Raw genomic sequence first — 17,781 nt, forward strand, 5'->3', positions numbered from 1 at the left:
AGGCCACCGCCGCCGCCCGAGCCGCCGCCGTCCCGGGACGCGTGCGTGTCGGACTCGGCGGGCGCGGCCGGAGCGGGCTTGGCGTCGTGCTGGATCCGGACGGGCAGCGTGACGCGGTGGTTCTGGCTCGCCGCGGCCGGAACGGGGGTTTCGGCGGGGACGAGCGGACGCGGGTCCGGCGTGGCGGGCGCGTCCGGAGTGACGGCCTTCGCCGGGACGGCGATGGTGACCGAGCCACTCGCCGATTCACCCGAGCCGCCACCGAAGACGGGGTCGAGCATGTCGCCGGTGCCCGGCAGGATCGACGGGGCGCCCCCGGTGCAGCACGGATTCGGCGTGATGATCGGCGCGACGACCTGGTCGCCGATTCCATCGACGACACCGACGACCCCGCCGACGGTTTCGACGACGCCGCCGACCGTGGTCGTGACGACGTTCAGCACGCCACCGATGAGGCCGCCCAGCAAACCGTTGGACGCCTGGGGCTTCGCGGTCTTCGTTTCCGGCTCCGGAGAAGAGGTCTTCTCGACGGAACTCGTACTCGAAACGGTCTCTTCCTCCACAGTGGCCTCGGGCTCCTCGCTCACGACGGGAGCGGGCTCCTTCGAGGTTTCGGTGGGCTCAGCGGGTTTCGTGGTTTCGGTCGCGGCGGAGTCCGAAGTGGACTCGTTCGGAGTAGTCGATTTCCCGGATCCCGCTTCGTCCGCGGGCTGGACCACGGAGGTCTCCGGCGTCACGGGAAGCCGTTCCTCGGCCGAAGCCGGGGTGCTCAAAACGGCGCCGAGGAGCCAGCCGGTGAGCGCGAGCCCGCCCGCGAAAAGAATTCGCATGCCGGTCTTGCGGGAGGTGAGGTCGTGACGGCGCACGACTGCCGCACCACTCACAGCAATCACCACCGTCCGCGCCTGAAACCCACGTTTTCCGCGTGAGTTCGATCTTTCTTGGGGTCTCTTCCGGTCAGGTCGCAGTTCCCCCGGGGCTGCACCAGTTTTAGCACCGGAGGGGAGTGTTTCACCTCAGCCGCCGTCGATCCAGCCCGTTAGGCGGAACGACGCAACCGGCTCCGGTGCCTGGAGTACCGAAGTTGATCACTCTCGGTATGTGCCCGGCGGCCATCCGGGGACGGGTGGAACTACTCAAATCCTCGGTGACCTGACCTTTTCCGGATCCCGGATGCGGTGTGTGCCGTCAAAGTCGCGTTCGGTGATCGGTACGGCGGACGCAAGCCGCCGGGAGGGGAGGGTCCGGGATGTGGGACGTGAACGCCGTGTCGGCGGCGGTGCTCAAGGCGCTGAAGGCCTACCGGCTGAGCGAAGCCGACGCCAAGGACATCTGTCAGGAGGCTTGGCTGGAACTGCTTCGCGTGCCCGGCGCGCTACGCGACGAAGCGAAACTCGGGGCTTGGCTGACGACCACGGCGCGGCGTCGCGCGCTCCGGATGATCACCAGGAACAGGCGCGAAACGCCGCGTCCGCTGCCCGGCGCGGAGACGACCCCGGAGGCCGAGGTCGTCCGCGCCGAACGGGACCGCGCGCTCTGGGCGGCGGTCGATCGCCTGCCGGATTCGCATCGACGGCTCGTGCGGCTCCTCGCGCACCGGCCGGAGCTGTCCTACGCCCAGATCGCGGGGGAGCTGGGCATCAGTCCGGCCAGTGTCGGCAGGCTTCGAAGACGGTGTTTGGACCGGCTCAGACGCGCACTCGAAAAAGGCGGCTGGGCGTGAACATCGGAGGGGTCATCGCAGTTTGCGCAACCGGGTGACGGCTTCGTCGATGACCTCGTTGCGTTTGCAGAACGCGAAGCGCAGAAGGTGTTTCCACTCTTCCGGGTGATCGGTGAACACCTTTACGGGCACGGCAGCCACGCCCACCCGTTCGGGGAGTTCCCAGGCCAGTTCCGCGGCGTCGTCGAAGCCGAGCGGGCGGACGTCGACGCAGACGAAGTAGGTCCCGGCGGTCGGCCGCACCGCGAAACCCGCCTCCGCGAGGCCTGCCGCGAGCCGGTCCCGTTTGCCCTGGAGGCTCGTGCGCAGCTCCTCGGCCCACGGCAGCTCGTGGTCCAGCGCGTGGGCGACGGCGGGCTGGAACGGGCCGCCCGAGACGAAGGTGATGAACTGCTTCGCCGCCTTCACCGCCGCGACCAGTTCGGGGCTCGCGCAGACCCAGCCGATCTTCCAGCCCGTGCAGTTGAAGGTCTTGCCCGCGCTGGAGATCGACACGGTGCGATCGCGCATACCGGGGAAGGTCGCGAGTGGGAGATGCTCGGCGTCGTCGAACACGAGGTGCTCGTACACCTCGTCGGTGATCGCGATCAGGTCGTGCTCCACGCAGAGCGCGGCGACGGCTTCCAGCTCGGCGCGCGTGAACACCGTGCCGGTCGGGTTGTGCGGCGAGTTGATCAGGATCGCCCTGGTCCGGCCGGTCACCGCGACGCGCAGGCCCTCGACGTCCAGTGCGAACCGGCCGTCGCGTTCCACCAGCCCGACGACCCGCCGCTCCGCGCCCGCCATGGCGACCGCGGCCGCGTACGAGTCGTAGTACGGCTCGATGACGATGACCTCGTCACCCGCCTGCGTGAGCGCGATCAGCGACGCCGCGATGGCCTCGGTGGCCCCGGCGGTGACCAGGATCTCCGTGTCGGGGTCGTAGTCGACGCCGTAGCGGCGGCGATGCCGCGCGATGGCCGCGCGCAGCTCGGGCCGCCCCGGGCCCGGCGGGTACTGGTTCGCACCCCCGAACAGCGCGTTCTTGGCGGCGTCGAGCATTCCGGCGGGACCGTCGGTGTCGGGGAATCCCTGGCCGAGGTTGACGGCTTCGTGTCGGACGGCGAGTGCCGTCATCTCCGCGAAGATGGTCGACGTGAAGGGCTGGAGGCGGGGTACGAGGACAGGTTCGCGCACGATCAGCCATCCTCACGGACAATGGCGGTGTGGAGCAACTGACGCCCGCCAAGGTGACCCCAGCCGATCCGCCCGGTGGAACCGCCGCCGAGGAGGAGAAGCGCCGCGGCCTGCGCAAGATGAAGATGGTCGCGCTGTCGTTCCTGCTCGGCGCGACGGTGATCTTCCTGCTGACCAGCTGGGCCGAGGCCGCCGGCTGGCCCGCCTGGGTCGGTTACGTCCGCGCTGCCGCCGAGGCCGGGATGGTCGGCGCGCTCGCCGACTGGTTCGCGGTGACGGCGCTGTTCCGGCATCCGCTGCGGATCAAGATCCCGCACACCGCGATCATCCCGAACAAGAAGGACGCGCTGGGCAGCAGCCTCGGTGACTTCGTCGGCTCGAACTTCCTGTCCGAGTCCGTGGTCCGCGAGAAGCTGAGCCGGGTCGAGGTCTCGAAGCGGCTCGGCGGCTGGCTCTCGCAACCCGCCAACGCCGAACGTGTGACGTCCGAGCTGGCCACCGTCGTGCGGGCGGCGGTCAGGGTGCTCCGCGACGAGGACGTCCAGGCGATCATGGAACAGGCCGTGGTCAAGCGGATCGTGGACAAGCCGTGGGGTCCGCCGCTCGGCAAGATCCTGGAGGGCGTGTTCGCCGACGGGGCGCATCACAAGCTGGTGGACCTGATGTGCGACCGCGGCTACGAGTGGGTGCGGGACAACCACTCGACGATGCTGCGCGTGGTCTCGGACCGGGCGCCGAGCTGGTCGCCGAAATTCGTCGACGAGATGCTCGCGGACAAGGTCTACGGCGAGGTGCTGTCGTTCGTCTGGGCGGTGAAGACCGACGTCAACCACCCCATGCGGCTGGCGCTGGACAAGTTCCTCGGCGAGTTCGCCCAGGATCTGCAGACCGATCCCGAGGTGATGGCGCGCGCCGAGCAGGTCAAGTCCCAGATGCTGGGGCACGACGAGGTGCAGAAGCTGATCGGTTCGGCGTGGGCGACGGCGAAGGAGATGCTGCTCAACGCCGCCGAGGACCCGTCGAGCGAGCTGAGGCGCCGCGTGCGCACGGGCCTCGAAACGCTCGGGGAGCGGCTGGTCTCCGACGACCACATCCGGTCCAAAGTGGACACCTGGGTGGAAGGTGCGGCGGCCTACGTCGTCACCCACTACTCCCAGGAGATCACCACGATCATCACGGACACGGTGGAGCGCTGGGACGCCGAGGAGACCTCGCGCAAGATCGAACTCCAGGTGGGCCGGGATCTGCAGTTCATCCGGATCAACGGCACGGTGGTCGGCGCGCTCGCCGGCCTGGTGATCTACGCGGTCGCGCAGCTGCTCTTCTGAGCAGCCGCGCGTATACCACACTCCGGAGGCCGCACCGGGAGTTGTCCACAGGAAGTGGAGTCATCCCCAGGGTTATCCACAGCTTTTCACGTTTTTGGCCTAACGGTGTGCACAACCCCTGGGGGTAACTCGGGGGTGGGTGACACCAGAAGTTGTGGTCGCGGCGATGTCCGCTCGGCGGAGCTGAAGGACGCTTTCACCGCATGCGATGCGACGAAAGCGTCCTTCGCCGCGTGAGATGCGGTGAAGGACGCTTTCAGCCCACGTGGGGTACTCAGGTAGAGACGTCCGCCGTCCGGGCCCGCCAGGCCCGGGCCTTCTCCCGGTTCCCGCAGGCCCGCATCGAGCACCACGTCCTCGACCGGTTCCGGGATTCGTCGTAGAACGCCCACAGGCAGTCGTCCGCCGGGCAGATCTTGAGCCGGATCCATTCGCCCAGCACGGTCAGCCGGGTCGACGCCGCCAGTACCGCCTCGCAGACCGTTTCCGAGACCAGGAGCGGACCTTCGGCGCCGAGGACGATCTCCGCCGGGGCGCGCAGGCCGAGCCGGGGGAGTCGCGGATCGCCGATCGCGGCCCGCAGCGCGTCCCGCGTTTCGCGCGCGGCCGCGGGGGTATCCGCTCGCAGCCGGTGATCGCGGGCCCAACGTTGCCAGGACTCCAGCTCGTCCAGGAGGTCGGTGCCGCGTTCGACGTTCACCGTGTTCAGAAACTCGACCACCAGGGACGCGTCGGTGTTCACCCCGCCCAGTGTACGGGCGAGACCGGTTGTCATCGGCTTTGATAACCCTCATACTCGTTTCACTGGTTACTCGATCATTCTGGAGGCTGAACCATGGGTGCGGTACCGACCTTCGGCGCGGTGGCGCTCGACTGCCCGGATCCGGTCGCGCTGGCGGAGTTCTACCGCGAGCTGCTCGACTGGAAGGCGGCCGAAGTCGCCGAAGACGGCCATTGGGTGACCCTGCGGAACCCGGAGGGCGGCGCGCGGTTCTCGTTCCAGCGCGTGCCGGACTACCGGCCGCCCGCGTGGCCGTCCGCCGAGAACCCGCAGCAGGCCCACATCGACCTCGACGTCACCGACATGGAGGCCGCGCACGAGCGCGCGCTGGCGATCGGCGCGAAGCTGCTCGACGACTCGCCGGAGACCTTCAGGGTCTACGCGGATCCGGTCGGGCACCCGTTTTGTCTGTGCGCCTGCTGACCTCGCGGGCCAAAAATGCGTAATCTCTGATACGTGATTTGTCCGAAGTGCCAGAACGCCATGAAGACCGTCGACAAGAACGGCATCCACATCGACCAGTGCCAGGGATGCCGCGGCATCTTCCTGGACCGGGGTGAGCTGGAAGCCATCACCAACGCCGAGACGTCGTACTACGGCGGCGGCGGGCACCAGCCCCCGCCGTATCAGGGAGGTGGGCACGCGCCGGCGCCGCATTACGGCCGTCCGGACTCGCCGCGCCCGCACCGTGGGGGCTACGCCGACTCGCCGAAGGGCTACCGGGGTGGGTACTCGGACTCGCCCAAGGGGTACCGCGGCGGATACGCGGACTCTCCGCACGGATACGGCCACAAGCGTCGTAAGGGTGGCTTCCTCGAGGGCCTCTTCGACTGACCGTGGTCCTCGATCTCAAGATCTGCCCGGCCTGCGGCGATCGCGCCGAACGGCCACGAGTCGAGAGCGGGCTGCTGGTGTGCGCGGTGTGCGCGCACCGGTGGCCGTTCCGGCGGCTCCCGCTCTTCGCGCTGACCGGGCCGAGCGGCGCGGGCAAGTCGACGGTCGGGCCGCTCCTGGCGCGACGGCTCGGCGATCTCGCGCTCGTGGTCGAACAGGACGTGCTGTGGACCGGGGCGTTGCGCGACGACGTCCCCGGCCATCCCGCGTTCCGCTCGACCTGGCTGCGGATGGCGGCGATGCTGCACCAGAACGGGCGGCCGGTCGTCCTGTGCGGCACGGTCGCGCCGCCCGAGTTCGAGCGGCTGCCCGAGCGCGTCTTCTTCTCCGACGTCCACTACCTGGCGCTCGTCAGCGAGCCCGACGCGTTGCGCAAGCGTTTGCTCGCGCGGCCCGCCTGGCGCGAGTGGGACGAGGAGCGGGTCGAGGAGATGCTGGAGTTCAACGAGTGGCTGCAAGCGGAAGCGCCCGCGATGCAGCCGCCGGTCGAGCTGTTCGACACCACCCACATCCCGGTCGAAGACGCCGTCGACCATGTCGAGAAGTGGGTGCGCGGCCTGCTTTCAGGAGCCCAACGGCCAAGTGCGGCCATCGGGTGAATCCAGCCAGATCACCTGTTCTTCCCCGTCGAGGCTGAGCCCGAACCGGTCCCGCCCGGGCTGGCCGAGGTCGATCCAGTCCTCGTAGGCGGCTTCGACGACCTCCCACAGCCTCCGCGGGCCGCCTTCGGCCACTTCGAACCCGTCGCCCCCCTGCCGATGGCGCATCCACGAGCCGTCCGGATGAACCAGAGCGGTGCGCCGGCCGTCCCGCGAGGCCGTCACGCCCGGGAGGCAGAGCCCGGCGAAGAACTCGAACCGGCTGCGGACCTCGGTGAGCACCCCCATCGGCAGCCGGGTCGGCCGCCAGGTGACGTCGCCGTCCGGCAGCTTCGACTGCTTGAACCGATGCGCGCGAAGCGGCATGAAGCGCCCGTCGCGTGCGAGCACCCGCCCGTGCCCCGTCGCGCCTTCGCCCGCGACGATCCGGACGAGCCCGCCGCCGATCGGCCGGTTCAGCGTGGTGACGATCAGCCCGCCGGGCATCGTCTGCGCCAGCCACGCGGGTGGGATCGACGACACCGAACAGGTGCAGATCACCCGGTCGTAGAGCACTCCCGCCGGGAAGCCCTCGGCGCCGTCGGCCGCCGCGCACGAAGGCACGTATCCGATTTCCGCGAGCCGTTTGCGTGCGGCGTCGACGAGTTCCGGGTCGATGTCCACCGTGTACACGAGCCCGGCGCCGAGCCGGTGGCACAGCAACGCGGTGTTGTACCCGGTGCCCGTGCCGATCTCCAGTACGCGATTCCCGTCGGCGACCCGGAGCTCTTCGAGCATGATCGCCATGATCGACGGCTGGCTGGACGAACTCGTCGGCGTTCCCGGCTGCGCGCCGAGATATCGCGCCCTTTCCCAAAGCCCGGAGTCGTCGTCCAGCTGCACGACCAGCACATCGGGGGAATAGACGCGTTTGAGCCACTGGTCGTCGCCGTGTTCGACCGCGGCCCAGCCGTTCGCCGCCGGGACGAAGAACCGCGGCAGGAAGACGTGTCTCGGCACGGAGCGGAACGCGGTCATCCAGCGCGCGTCGTGCAGCACGCCCTCGGCGAGCAGATGCTCGACGAGGCGCCGCCGCAGCCGCGTGGCGTTCGACATCCCTCCACGGTAGCCGGGTGAGCACCAACACACCCGATGGTTGCAAGCAGAGTGCTTGCAATTGCTAGCACTCGGGCGTAGCGTTGAAGACGTCGCGAGGAGGTGACCGATGTCAGACACCGACCGGGATCAGCCCACATCGGGCGGACCGATGGAGAAGGTCGCGGACATCGCTTCCGACATCGGCGAGTACATCCGCCAGCAGCGCAGCAACGCGAAGATCTCCTTGCGGCAGCTGTCGAAACTCGCCGGCGTGTCCAATCCGTACCTGAGCCAGATCGAGCGCGGGGTCCGCAAACCCAGCGCGGAGATCCTGCAGCAGATCGCCAAGGGCCTGCGTATCTCGGCCGAGGCGCTCTACGTGCAAGCGGGAATCCTCGATCTGCCGACGGGCGGCCCGGTCGGCGACGCGATCCGCGCCGACACCGAGCTGACCGAACGGCAGAAGCAGGTCCTGCTCGACGTCTACGAATCGTTCCGCCGCGAGAACGCCGCCGCGAAACCCGAGCAGGCGGCCCAGGCGAAAACAGAAGACCAAGTCTCAGAAACCAAGGAGTCAGCATGACCACGGCCACCAAGACCGAACGCAAGCACACCGCCCTCGACCAGGTCCGCACGCCGCTGCTGGCCGCCCTGGGTGCCGGCAACCTGGCCGGACAGGCCGTCGTCGACGCCGTGTCGAAGGCCAAGGAGAAGGTCGTCGAGGGCGGCGAGACCGCCCGCAAGAACATCGAAGAGCTCCCGCACGACGTCGAGGGTCTCCGCGAGAAGCTGGACCCGGCCGAGCTGCGCAAGGTCATCGACGACTACACCGAGGCCGCGCTGAAGCTGTACAACAAGCTGGCCGAGTCCGGTGAGCAGGCGTGGGACAAGATCGCCGCGCAGCCGCAGGTCAAGAAGGCCATCGAGCAGCTCGAGGACGCGATCAGCACCGCGCAGGACCGCGTCGAGGGTGCGACCACCGACGCCCGCGAGCGCATCGACACCGTGCTCGGCAAGGTCACCAAGGGCACCCGCTCCGTCGGCGAGAAGACCGCCCGCAAGGTGACCGAGGTCGCCGGCGAGATCGCCGACGAGGTCGAGGAGATCGGCGACGACCTCGCGCACGAGACCCGCTCGGCTTCGCGCAAGGTCGCCAACAAGACCGCGCCGAAGACCACGACCACCGCGCGCCGCACCACCAGCCCGGCCGCCAAGAAGCCGGCCACCGCGCCGAAGACCACCGAGAAGTAAGGTCCGCGTGAATTCCAGGGCCCCTGGCACCGCTTCGGTGCCGGGGGCCCGGGTCATTCGCCCGGTTTGACGTAAGCTGAGTCCGTGTTCGTTGCCAACTGGATCCTCATCGCCATCCATTGGGGCGGCGCGCTGACGGGGCTGTTCGCGTTCGTGCATGCGCTGTTGCAGCGTGCGGACGCGTATTCGGCCGCCGATCGGAAGACCAAACCCATCTGGATGCTCATCACCGGCGGGGCCACCGTGGTGCTGACGTTCTTCCAGTTCTACGGCGGCGGCATGATCCTGTGGCTGCCCGCGCTGGTCGCGGTCCTGGTCTACCTCGTGGACGTCCGCCCCAAGCTCATCGAGGTCCAGCGCGGCGGCCGTAACTGGTGATTAAGGTGGCCGGGTGACCACCTGGACCATCGCCGGAACCCTCACCGTCGTCCCCGCCCTCACCCGCACGGATCTGCTCGCCGAGCCCGTCGCGAAGGCACTCGCCGCCCTGCCCGATCCGGACGCCGTCGGCGTCGTCGAGATCGACGCCGAGCTGGCCGACACCGCCGCCTTCTGCGAGGCGTACGGCTCACCGCTTTCCGCGTCCGCGAACTGCGTCGTTGTCGCCGGCAAACGCGCCGGTGAAGTCCGCTTCGCCGCCGCGATGATCCTCGCCACCACCCGCGCCGACGTGAACGGCGTGATCAAACGCCGTCTCGACGTGCGCAAGGCCTCCTTCGCCCCGATGGACGAGGCCGTCTCGCTCACCGGAATGGAGTACGGCGGCATCACGCCGGTCGGCCTGCCCGCGGAGTGGCCGATCCTGATCGACCAGCGCGTCGCCGACGAACCCGAACTGGTCATCGGCAGCGGTATCCGCGGCGGCAAGCTGCTGATCCCGGGCCCGGTCCTCGCGTCCCTGCCCGGCGCCGAGGTGATCGACGGGCTCGCGCGCCCCGTCGAGTGAGGCTGTCCACAAAGGACTTTCCGCTGGCCTCGGCCTTCGAGGCAGAGGCCCTCGAAATCGATCCCGCGTTGCCGGCGAGGCTCGGCGAGAACCGCGCCCGAGTCCTCGCCGCGTTGGATGAGCGCCCCGTCTACGGCGTGAACACCGGCATGGGGCGGCTCGCGGGGGTCGCCGCGCCCGCGTCGAACGCGTACCAGCGGAACCTGCTGATCGGCCGTGCCGTCGGCGGACCGCCCTGGCTCTCGGCCGAGGAAGTGCGCTGGCTGCTGCTGGTGCGCCTGCGGGATCTGCTCGCACCCGAAGCCGGCGCCAGTCCGGAGCTGGTGACGTTCCTCGTCGACCGGCTGAACGAGGGGTTCACGCCCGCCGTGCCGCGGACGGGGCTGGGTAGCGCCGGCGAGATCATCCCGCTGGCGCATGCCTTTCAGACCTTTCTCGGTGTCGGGACCGTGCTGGTGGACGGCGTCGAGACACCCGCGTCGGAGGTGCTGGCGGAGCCGTACGAGCCCGGTCTCAAGGAGGCCGCGACCCTCATCCAGGGCTCGCCGCTGGCGGAGACGCTCGCCGCTTTCGGTCGGACCGAGGTCCGGCAGGTGGTGGACCTTCAGGCACTCGCCGCCGCGATCGCGATCGACGTTCTCGGTGCGCCGCAAGGGATCTATCGCCCCGCGCTGGCGGGAGACGACGAGGTGCTGCGTTCGGTCTTGCGCGAAATGAACGATCTGATCCGAGGTGCCGTCGAACGGCCGGTCGTGCAGGCGCCCGTTTCCGTGCGGGTGGCTCCGCGCGCGCTCGCGCATCTGACGCGGGTCGCCGCCGAGCTGGACGAGGTGCTCGGGCGCTCGATGCCGACCGATTCACCCGTGCTGCTCGACGGCGAATTCGTGTCCACGACCGGGTTCCACGCCGTCGAACTCGGGCTGCGGATGGACGCGGTGACGGCGGCGCTGGTGCATCTCGGCGAAGTGAGCGTGCAGCGGACGCACCGGCTGCTCGACGAGCGGTTCAGCGGTCTGCCCGCGCAGCTCGCGGTGGAACCGGGGCCACAGGCTGGGCTGGTCCCATTGCACAAACGCGCGGTGGGGGAGCTGCACGCGCTGCGGCGGCTGGCCACGCCCGCGACCTTGGGTTCCCTCGACACTTCCGGTGGGCAGGAGGACGTGCAGGCGTTCGCCTGGGCGGCGGGGAACCAGCTCCGTGACGCCTGTGCGCGGATGTTCGCCATCACGGCCTGCGAGCTGATCACGGGTTCGCAGGCGCGGTGGCTGGCGTCCGGGGACGGGGCGCCGGAGCTGCGCGCGACCTACGAGCGGCTGCGGGAGCTGGTACCGCCCGTCGTGGAGGACCGGGCGTTGGGCCCGGCGGTCACGACGGTGGTTTCGGCGCTCAGGAACGGGTTTCCGCGCGGGACTGGATCGCCAGCCCGCGAGGGGTCACCCAACGCGTGACGAGCGCGAAAACCCCTTCGCACACCAACGCCAGTACGACGACGGCGATACCGCCCGCCAGGATCTCGCCGTGGCCGGGCTCCCCGAGGGCGAAACCGTCCACAATGTACCGTCCGAGCCCGCCGCCGTCGTTGACGATCGCGCCGATCGCGACCGTCGCCACCAGTTGCAGGAACGCGACGCGGGCACCCGCGAGGATGACCGGTGACGCGAGCGGCAACTCCAGGCGCAGCATGATCTGCCACTCGCGGTAGCCGGTTCCGCGCGCGGCGTCGACGGTTTCCTGCTCCAGCTGGATGACGCCCGCGTAGGTGTTGGTGAACAACGGTGGCAATGCCAAGGCCACCAGCGCGAGCATCAACGGCCAGAAGGTCGTGTCGACTTCGAGCCGGGAAGCCAGGAACCAGAACAGGATCACCAGCCCGAAGCTGGGGATCGCGCGGCCGATGTTCACAGCGCTGGTCGCGAGGAACTGCGCGCGGCGGTAGTGCGCCAGCCACAACGCGGGCGGGATCGTCAGCACGGCCGAGATCGCCAGTGCCAGCAAGGAGAACTGGAGATGCTCGACCGTCCGGTACGGCACGCCCGCCGGATCGGTCCAGCTCCAGCGGTTCGGCTCGCCGAACCACTCGATGGTCTGGTCGATGATGCTCATCGCGACGCCGCCTTCCGCGACCACGGCGCGAGCGCGCGCCCACCGAGCCACAGCAGCAGATCCACCACCACGGCCAGCATCACGGAAAGCCCGACACCGACGATGATCGACGTCGGATTCGGTGTCGCGGTCTGGATGCCGTTGCGGATGAAGTACCCCAGGCCGCCCTTGCCGAGCATGGAGGTCACCGTCACGAGCCCGATCGTGGTCACCGCCGCGACCCGCAGACCCGCGATCACCACCGGCAGCGCGAGCGGGAGTTCGACCTGCCACAGCAACCGCGAACGGGTGAAACCCATGCCTATCGCGGCTTCGCGGACTTCCTTGGGTACCTGTTCGACGCCGGTGACGATGTTGCGGATCAGGATGAGCAACGTGTACGTCGCCAACGGGATCACCGCTGTGGTGAAGGACGTCAGGCCGGTGAAGGGAACCAGGACGGCGAAGGCGCCGAGGCTCGGGATGACGTACAGCGAACCGGCCGTGCTCAACGCGATGACGTAGAACCACCGGCGACGCAGCGAAATCGCGGAAACACCGATCGACACCACCAGTCCGATGGCGAGCGCCGCCGCGGTCAGGACGATGTGCTCACCGAGCCGCTCGAAGATCTCGTCGAGATGGCGGTCCACCCAGCGCCACTCGAAGAGCGGCCGCCCGCCCTGGGCGGGTACGGGGAACACGGAGGAGGCTCGCACCGGCCGACCTTACCCCGTTCGGGGCGCCGGATTCCGTTCTCTGGGAGCGCAAGGGGTGCAACTCTCAAAATGTGGATTCTGTCGTGACCCGGGGATACGGTTCATTCCTCTGAACGAGTCATAGGAGTGTGCACGTGCGCTGGACACGGAATGTTCGAGTGGGCGCGGTGCTCGCCGCCGCCATCCTCGGTATGACCGCCTGTGGGGGCGGAGGCGACGCGACGGCCCCGGCCGCGCAGAGCAAGGGCGGAGCGCCGATCGTGGTCGCCTCCTTCAACTTCACCGACAGCGTGATCCTCGCCGAGCTGTACGCGAACGCGTTGGAGGCCAAGGGTTACCCGATCACACGCAAGCTCAACGTCGCTTCGCGCGAGCTGATCTACCCGGCGCTGAAATCCGGCGAACTCCAGTTCATCCCGGAGTACCAGGGCGCCGCCATCACCACCGGATACGGCAAGGAAGCCCCGAAGGACGCGGCGGGCGAGCACGAGCAGCTCAAGAAGCTGTTCGAGCCGGACGGCATCGGCCTGCTGGACTACTCGCCGGCGGAGAACAAGAACACCTACATCGTGAAGGCCGATCTCGCCAAGGAGAAGGGGCTGGCGAAGATCAGCGATCTGTCCAAGATCGACAACGTCGTCGTCGCCGGCGCGCCGGAGTGCGCGGAGCGGCTTCCCTGCTTCAAGGGCTTCACCGACGTCTACAAGCTGAAGGCCACGTTCCAGACGGTGCAGGAGGCGGGCCCGCGCGTCGAACAGCTGCGGTCCGGCAAGGTCACCGTCATCCCGGTCGACTCGGTGAGCCCGCTCGTGGGCGACCCGCAGTTCGTGGCGCTGGAGGACGACCTCGCCATCGTGCCGACCGAGAACGTCGTGCCCGCGGTGAACAAGAAGGTCCTCGACGAGCGCGGCGCCGACTTCGCGGCCGCCGTCAACGCCGTGAGCAAGGCCCTCGACACCGTGCAGCTGCGTGAGCTGAACAAGCGCGTCGACTCGGACGGCGAGAAGCCGGCCGACGTCGCGAAGGACTGGCTGAAGGAGAAGTCGCTCATCTAGCCCCCTTCGCGTGCCATGAAAGGTCCTTTCCTTGCAAATTTTGCGAGGAAAGGACCTTTCCTTGCATCCGGGCAGGGGCCGCTCGTTCCCCTCGCGGGCAGCGGTGGAATCGTGGACGCTGTCTTGCCACACGGGTGAAAGGGAGTGGGATGGGAAAGGTCACGGCCGTCGCGGAGCGCACCATCGAGGCGCCGGCGGACAAGGTCAGGGCGCTCGTCGCGGACTACGCCGAAACCCGGCCGAAGCTGCTGACGGAGCACTACCGCGACTACGAGGTCACGGAAGGCGGCGTCGGCGCGGGCACGAAGGCGCGCTGGAAGCTGCAGGCCACGTCGAAGCGTGTGCGTGACGTCGCCGCGACGGTGACCGAGCCGTCCGAAGGCACCCTCGTCGAGACCGACGCGAACTCCAGCATGGTCACCACCTGGACCGTCCGCGAGGTGCCGGACGGCAGCCTCGTCCGCATCGAGACCACCTGGGACGGCGCGGGCGGCATCGGCGGCTTCTTCGAGAAGACCTTCGCGCCCGGTGGGCTCAAGCGGATCTACGAGGGTGTGCTCGGCAAGCTCGCCGAGGTCGTGTAGCCCTCGCCACAATCGGAATGGGCGCCCCGGTTAGCTCGTTGTACCCGTCGTGAATACGGGGCGACCGCCCCGCTTCGGCAACAGACTTGGAGTTACCTCGTGAACGCAACCGAGATCCGGCTCGCCTCCCGTCCGCACGGTGTTCCGACGCTGGAGAATTTCGAGATCGCCGACGTCGAGATCCCGGTGCCGGGCGAAGGGCAGATCCTGGTCCGCAACCAGGTGCTGAGCGTGGATCCGTACATGCGCGGCCGGATGAGCAGCGCGAAGTCCTACGCCGAGCCGTACGAGGTCGGCAAGGTGATGCACGGCGGCGCCGTCGGCGAGGTGATCGAGTCCACCGTGGACGATTTCAAGCCCGGTGACATCGTGTTGCACGGCCTCGGCTGGCGTTCGCACGCCGTCGTCGCCGCGAAGCACGCGGTGAAGGTCGACCCGGAGGCCGCCCCGATCACGGCGTACCTCGGCGTCCTCGGCATGACCGGGCTCACCGCGTACGCCGGGCTGCTGGAGGTCGCGGAGTTCAAGGAGGGCGACACCGTCTTCGTGTCCGGCGCGGCGGGTGCCGTCGGGTCGGTCGTCGGCCAGCTGGCGAAGCTGAAGGGCGCGAAGCGGGTCATCGGCAGCGCGGGCACGGACGACAAGGTCAAATGGCTGACCGACGAGCTGGGCTTCGACGCGGCGTTCAACTACAAGGACGCCCCGGTGATCGAGCAGCTGCGCGCGGCGGCGCCCGAAGGTATCGACGTGTACTTCGACAACGTCGGCGGCGAGCACCTCGAAGCGGCCATCGACTCGATCAACCTGCACGGCCGCATGGCGATCTGCGGGATGATCTCGGTCTACAACAACACCGAACCGGCCGCGGCGCCGCGCAACCTCGCGTCGATCATCGCGAAGCGGTTCACCATGCGCGGCATGCTGGTCGGTGACCACTACGCGCTGCAGCCGCAGTTCGTGCAGGAGGTCGCTCCGCTGGTGGCCTCCGGGCGGCTGAAGTACTCGGAGACCATTGTGGACGGTATCCGCAACGCGCCGCAGGCGTTCCTGGACCTGTTGGGCGGCGCGAACACCGGCAAGATGCTGGTCCGCGTCTGACCCGCCTCCCGATGCTATGAAAGGTCCTTTCCTTGCAAAATTTGCAAGGAAAGGACCTTTCATAGCGCGTGTGGGGGCTCAGTACTGCGTCGTGAGCGCGCCTTCGGTCAGCGCCGCATCGAGCGCCTCCGCCGACATGTCCAGCTTCATCTGGTCACGGAAGATCTGGCCCGCAGTCGGCAGGCTGGACCGCTCCGGCCACGTCTCCGGCTTCCACAGCGACGACCGCAGGAAAGCCTTGGCGCAGTGCATGTACAGCTCTTCGACCTCGACCAGGATCGCCAGCGCCGGCCGCTTCCCCTTGACCACGAGGTCGTCGAAGAACGGCGCGTCCGCGACCAGTTTCGCGCGGCCGTTGATCCGCAGCGTCTCGTTCATCCCCGGGATCAGGAACAGCAGCCCGGCGTGCGGGTTCTCGAGGATGTTGGTCTGGCTGTCGAGCAGTTTGTTGCCCGGCCGGTCCGCCAGCACCAGCGTCTTGTCGTCGAGCACCTTCACGGAACCGGCGGGGTCGCCGCGCGGCGAGACGTCACAGGTCCCGTCGGCCGACGCCGTCGCCAGCAGGTAGAACGGCGAGTGCTCGATCAGCGTGCGCGCGTGCGGATCGAGGAAGGGGATGATCTTCCCCTTGGTCCGCTCGGCCGGGTGGCCGAGGTGCTCACGCAGCGCTTCGAGCGTCTCGATCGCCTTGATCTCTGAGGTCCCCATAGCGACAGTGAACCACTAGGCGCTGTCCTGTGGGTCTGTCCGCGGTCTTCGCGCCCAGGCGCTCCCTGACGGCACGGGCGGGCTCGGCCGAGTACGACCCGGTACGAGGCCGACCCGCCCGCACCGTCAGGAACCACCTGGATCACGAAGCCCATCGAACAGACCCACAGGACAGCGCCTAGAACACGACAGTCCGGTTCCCGTGCACCAGCACGCGGCCCTCCAGATGCCACCGGAGCCCGCGCGCCAGCGTCACCTTCTCGATGTCGCGGCCCTTGCGGACCATGTCCTCGACCGAGTCGCCGTGGTCGACGCGGATGACGTCCTGGTCGACGATCGGTCCCGCGTCGAGATCGGCGGTGACGTAGTGGCAGGTCGCGCCGATGAGTTTCACCCCGCGCGCGTGGGCCTGGTGGTACGGCCGCGCGCCGACGAACGACGGCAGGAAGCTGTGGTGGATGTTGAGCGCCCGCCCGGCCCACGCCTCGCACAGCTCCGGCGGCAGGACCTGCATGAACCGGGCGAGGACCACGGCGTGCGGGTCGTGCTCGTCGACGAGTTTCCGTACTTCGGCGAACGCCGACGCCTTGGCGGCCGGGTCCCCGGTGGGGAACGGGACGTGGTGGAACGGGATGCCGTGGGCGCGGGTGATGTCGCCCAGCGACGCGTGGTTGCCGATGACGGCGGCGACGTCGACGTCCAGTTCCCCGGACGCGACCCGGCCGAGCAGGTCGTAGAGACAATGCCCGGCCTTGGAGACGAGGATCACCGCGCGGCGGCGCTCGCCGGTGTCGCTGACCTGCCAGCTCGACTCGTTCGAAAGCGACTTCGCGACCTCGGCGAAGCGCGTGCGCAGTTCGGCGGCGTCGAACGGGAGCGAATCGGCGCGGACGACCTGGCGGGTGAAGAACCAGCCGGTGTCCGGGTCCGTGTGATACGCCGCTTCGACGATCCAGCCGCCGTGCTCGGCGAGGAAACCCGAGATGCGGGCGATGATGCCCGTGCGGTCCGGGCAGCCGAAGGAGATCACATAGCGACGTTCAGGGTTCGACACGCACACCATTGTCGCTGGTCCCGGCCGCCGCGCGGCGCCGGGTCAGTATCCGGACGCGGACCCGCCGCCCGATCTCGATGACCGCGACCAGCAGCAAGCCGAGTGCGAAGGACAGCAGAAGGCCCTTCTCCGGTTCGTCCGCGAAGGCCGCTCCGCCGACCAGTCCGATCAGGACGCTGTACACCGCCCAGATGCCCGCGCCGAGGGCGTCGAGCGGGACGAACTTGCGCGGCGGGTAGCCGAGGCTGCCGTTGGCGAGCCCGCTGGCGACGCGGCCTCCGGGCAGGTAGCGGGCGGCGAGGATCAGCAGGACGGCGTTGCGCCGCACCTGGATCTTCGCCCATTCGTAGCGCCGGACCCCGTCCGGGCCGCGCTGCAGGCGGGCGAGCGCCCGCGGGCCCGCGGCGGCGCCGACGGTGTAGCCGAGGCAGTCGCCCAGCCAGGCCCCGAGTGCGGCGATCAGCGCGAGCAGCGCCAGCTGGGAGAAGTCCGTGCCGATCAGAACGGCGACGGTGATGACGGTGGTCTCGCTCGGCATGAACGGCAGGAGCGCGTCCAACCCGGACACGAGGAACACGATCACCCACAGCCAGGGCGATCCGAGCGTGCCCTCGAGCAGCCCGGTGACGTACTCCAGCAGTTCCACGGTTCCATGGTGATCACCGCAGGTCGCTTTGGGGTGACGGAGCGGGGTTCGACCGGTGAA

General features: G+C 68.8%; 22 protein-coding genes. 13 read left to right on the forward strand and 9 right to left on the reverse strand.

Features of this window, described 5'->3' with window-relative positions; genetic code table 11:
• Nucleotides 1-884, reverse strand: an 884-nt coding sequence (locus ACSMFO_RS38875) for a hypothetical protein (protein ID WP_436462390.1), incomplete at its 3' end; no start/stop codon positions are given.
• Between the two features lie 365 nt (nt 885-1,249).
• On the opposite strand from ACSMFO_RS38875, the gene ACSMFO_RS38880 reads away from it, so the two are divergent.
• Complete coding sequence (locus ACSMFO_RS38880) at nt 1,250-1,723, forward strand: RNA polymerase sigma factor (protein WP_038520230.1); 474 nt, start codon at nt 1,250-1,252, stop codon at nt 1,721-1,723.
• Nucleotides 1,724-1,735: 12 nt separating this feature from the next.
• On the opposite strand, the gene ACSMFO_RS38885 is transcribed toward ACSMFO_RS38880, so the two are convergent.
• Entirely contained in the window at nt 1,736-2,899 is a 1,164-nt protein-coding gene (locus tag ACSMFO_RS38885; protein ID WP_436462391.1) for a pyridoxal phosphate-dependent aminotransferase, read from the reverse strand.
• A 29-nt stretch (nt 2,900-2,928) separates the two neighbouring features.
• On the opposite strand from ACSMFO_RS38885, the gene ACSMFO_RS38890 reads away from it, so the two are divergent.
• Nucleotides 2,929-4,227 (forward strand): DUF445 domain-containing protein, encoded by a 1,299-nt coding sequence (locus tag ACSMFO_RS38890; protein WP_038520225.1) that lies wholly within the window; start codon nt 2,929-2,931, stop codon nt 4,225-4,227.
• Nucleotides 4,228-4,501: 274 nt separating this feature from the next.
• On the opposite strand, the gene ACSMFO_RS38895 is transcribed toward ACSMFO_RS38890, so the two are convergent.
• Nucleotides 4,502-4,969, reverse strand: a complete 468-nt coding sequence (locus ACSMFO_RS38895) for a CGNR zinc finger domain-containing protein (RefSeq protein ID WP_043847862.1) — start codon at nt 4,967-4,969, stop codon at nt 4,502-4,504.
• A 93-nt stretch (nt 4,970-5,062) separates the two neighbouring features.
• Here ACSMFO_RS38895 and ACSMFO_RS38900 point away from each other — a divergent pair, with 93 nt between their 5' ends.
• Genes ACSMFO_RS38900 through ACSMFO_RS38910 form a run of 3 tightly spaced genes read left to right on the forward strand, consistent with a single transcriptional unit; the run spans nt 5,063 to nt 6,501 of the window.
• Nucleotides 5,063-5,431, forward strand: coding sequence for a VOC family protein (locus ACSMFO_RS38900; RefSeq protein WP_016330885.1), 369 nt, complete (start codon nt 5,063-5,065; stop codon nt 5,429-5,431).
• Between the two features lie 33 nt (nt 5,432-5,464).
• Nucleotides 5,465-5,842, forward strand: coding sequence for a zf-TFIIB domain-containing protein (locus tag ACSMFO_RS38905; protein WP_073846206.1), 378 nt, complete (start codon nt 5,465-5,467; stop codon nt 5,840-5,842).
• 2 nt (nt 5,843-5,844) lie between these two features.
• Entirely contained in the window at nt 5,845-6,501 is a 657-nt protein-coding gene (locus tag ACSMFO_RS38910) for an AAA family ATPase (protein ID WP_436462392.1), read from the forward strand.
• Here ACSMFO_RS38910 and ACSMFO_RS38915 read toward each other — a convergent pair.
• On the reverse strand, nt 6,466-7,596 hold the full coding sequence (locus ACSMFO_RS38915; protein WP_436462393.1) for a methyltransferase domain-containing protein: 1,131 nt from the start codon (nt 7,594-7,596) through the stop codon (nt 6,466-6,468). The two genes, ACSMFO_RS38910 and ACSMFO_RS38915, sit on opposite strands and share 36 nt — an antisense overlap.
• Before the next feature lie 151 nt (nt 7,597-7,747).
• Between ACSMFO_RS38915 and ACSMFO_RS38920 the strand changes: the two genes are divergently transcribed.
• The 5 genes from ACSMFO_RS38920 to ACSMFO_RS38940 all read left to right on the forward strand — a co-directional run bounded on the left by ACSMFO_RS38920 (nt 7,748) and on the right by ACSMFO_RS38940 (nt 11,223).
• Complete coding sequence (locus tag ACSMFO_RS38920; protein WP_395867008.1) at nt 7,748-8,161, forward strand: helix-turn-helix domain-containing protein; 414 nt, start codon at nt 7,748-7,750, stop codon at nt 8,159-8,161.
• A complete protein-coding gene (locus ACSMFO_RS38925; RefSeq protein ID WP_436462394.1) occupies nt 8,158-8,829 on the forward strand; it encodes a hypothetical protein in 672 nt (223 codons plus the stop codon). Before ACSMFO_RS38920 ends, ACSMFO_RS38925 begins: the two co-directional genes overlap by 4 nt.
• An 84-nt stretch (nt 8,830-8,913) precedes the next feature.
• Nucleotides 8,914-9,207, forward strand: coding sequence for a DUF2516 family protein (locus ACSMFO_RS38930; RefSeq protein WP_037333051.1), 294 nt, complete (start codon nt 8,914-8,916; stop codon nt 9,205-9,207).
• 13 nt (nt 9,208-9,220) lie between these two features.
• Complete coding sequence (locus ACSMFO_RS38935; protein ID WP_436462395.1) at nt 9,221-9,775, forward strand: YbaK/EbsC family protein; 555 nt, start codon at nt 9,221-9,223, stop codon at nt 9,773-9,775.
• Complete coding sequence (locus ACSMFO_RS38940) at nt 9,772-11,223, forward strand: aromatic amino acid lyase (protein ID WP_436462396.1); 1,452 nt, start codon at nt 9,772-9,774, stop codon at nt 11,221-11,223. Before ACSMFO_RS38935 ends, ACSMFO_RS38940 begins: the two co-directional genes overlap by 4 nt.
• On the opposite strand, the gene ACSMFO_RS38945 is transcribed toward ACSMFO_RS38940, so the two are convergent.
• Together ACSMFO_RS38945 and ACSMFO_RS38950 are read right to left on the reverse strand one after the other, a co-directional pair.
• Entirely contained in the window at nt 11,162-11,878 is a 717-nt protein-coding gene (locus ACSMFO_RS38945; RefSeq protein WP_436462397.1) for an ABC transporter permease, read from the reverse strand. The genes ACSMFO_RS38940 and ACSMFO_RS38945 overlap by 62 nt on opposite strands.
• A complete protein-coding gene (locus ACSMFO_RS38950; RefSeq protein ID WP_436462409.1) occupies nt 11,875-12,561 on the reverse strand; it encodes an ABC transporter permease in 687 nt (228 codons plus the stop codon). The genes ACSMFO_RS38945 and ACSMFO_RS38950 overlap by 4 nt, the downstream gene beginning before the upstream one ends.
• Nucleotides 12,562-12,710: 149 nt before the next feature.
• On the opposite strand from ACSMFO_RS38950, the gene ACSMFO_RS38955 reads away from it, so the two are divergent.
• From ACSMFO_RS38955 to ACSMFO_RS38965, 3 genes are all read left to right on the forward strand, one after another.
• Entirely contained in the window at nt 12,711-13,631 is a 921-nt protein-coding gene (locus ACSMFO_RS38955) for an ABC transporter substrate-binding protein (RefSeq protein ID WP_436462398.1), read from the forward strand.
• Nucleotides 13,632-13,780: 149 nt separating this feature from the next.
• Nucleotides 13,781-14,215 carry an SRPBCC family protein gene (locus ACSMFO_RS38960; RefSeq protein ID WP_073846213.1) on the forward strand — a complete coding sequence of 145 codons (435 nt, stop codon included), beginning with the start codon at nt 13,781-13,783 and terminating at the stop codon, nt 14,213-14,215.
• A 99-nt stretch (nt 14,216-14,314) separates the two neighbouring features.
• The gene (locus ACSMFO_RS38965; RefSeq protein ID WP_038520197.1) at nt 14,315-15,313 is read left to right on the forward strand and encodes an NADP-dependent oxidoreductase; all 999 of its coding nucleotides are present in this window, start codon (nt 14,315-14,317) and stop codon (nt 15,311-15,313) included.
• Between the two features lie 78 nt (nt 15,314-15,391).
• Here ACSMFO_RS38965 and ACSMFO_RS38970 read toward each other — a convergent pair whose 3' ends face one another.
• The 3 genes from ACSMFO_RS38970 to ACSMFO_RS38980 form a co-directional block, all read right to left on the reverse strand.
• Nucleotides 15,392-16,021: a pyridoxamine 5'-phosphate oxidase family protein gene (locus ACSMFO_RS38970; protein WP_436462399.1), complete on the reverse strand. Its 630-nt coding sequence runs from the start codon at nt 16,019-16,021 to the stop codon at nt 15,392-15,394.
• A 178-nt stretch (nt 16,022-16,199) separates the two neighbouring features.
• On the reverse strand, nt 16,200-17,084 hold the full coding sequence (purU, locus tag ACSMFO_RS38975) for a formyltetrahydrofolate deformylase (protein WP_436462400.1): 885 nt from the start codon (nt 17,082-17,084) through the stop codon (nt 16,200-16,202).
• Nucleotides 17,062-17,721 (reverse strand): DedA family protein, encoded by a 660-nt coding sequence (locus ACSMFO_RS38980; protein ID WP_436462401.1) that lies wholly within the window; start codon nt 17,719-17,721, stop codon nt 17,062-17,064. The genes purU and ACSMFO_RS38980 overlap by 23 nt, the downstream gene beginning before the upstream one ends.
• Nucleotides 17,722-17,781: the final 60 nt, after the last annotated feature.

This window comes from Amycolatopsis sp. w19 (genome assembly GCF_051373225.1).
Classification (GTDB): Bacteria; Actinomycetota; Actinomycetes; order Mycobacteriales; family Pseudonocardiaceae; genus Amycolatopsis; species Amycolatopsis japonica.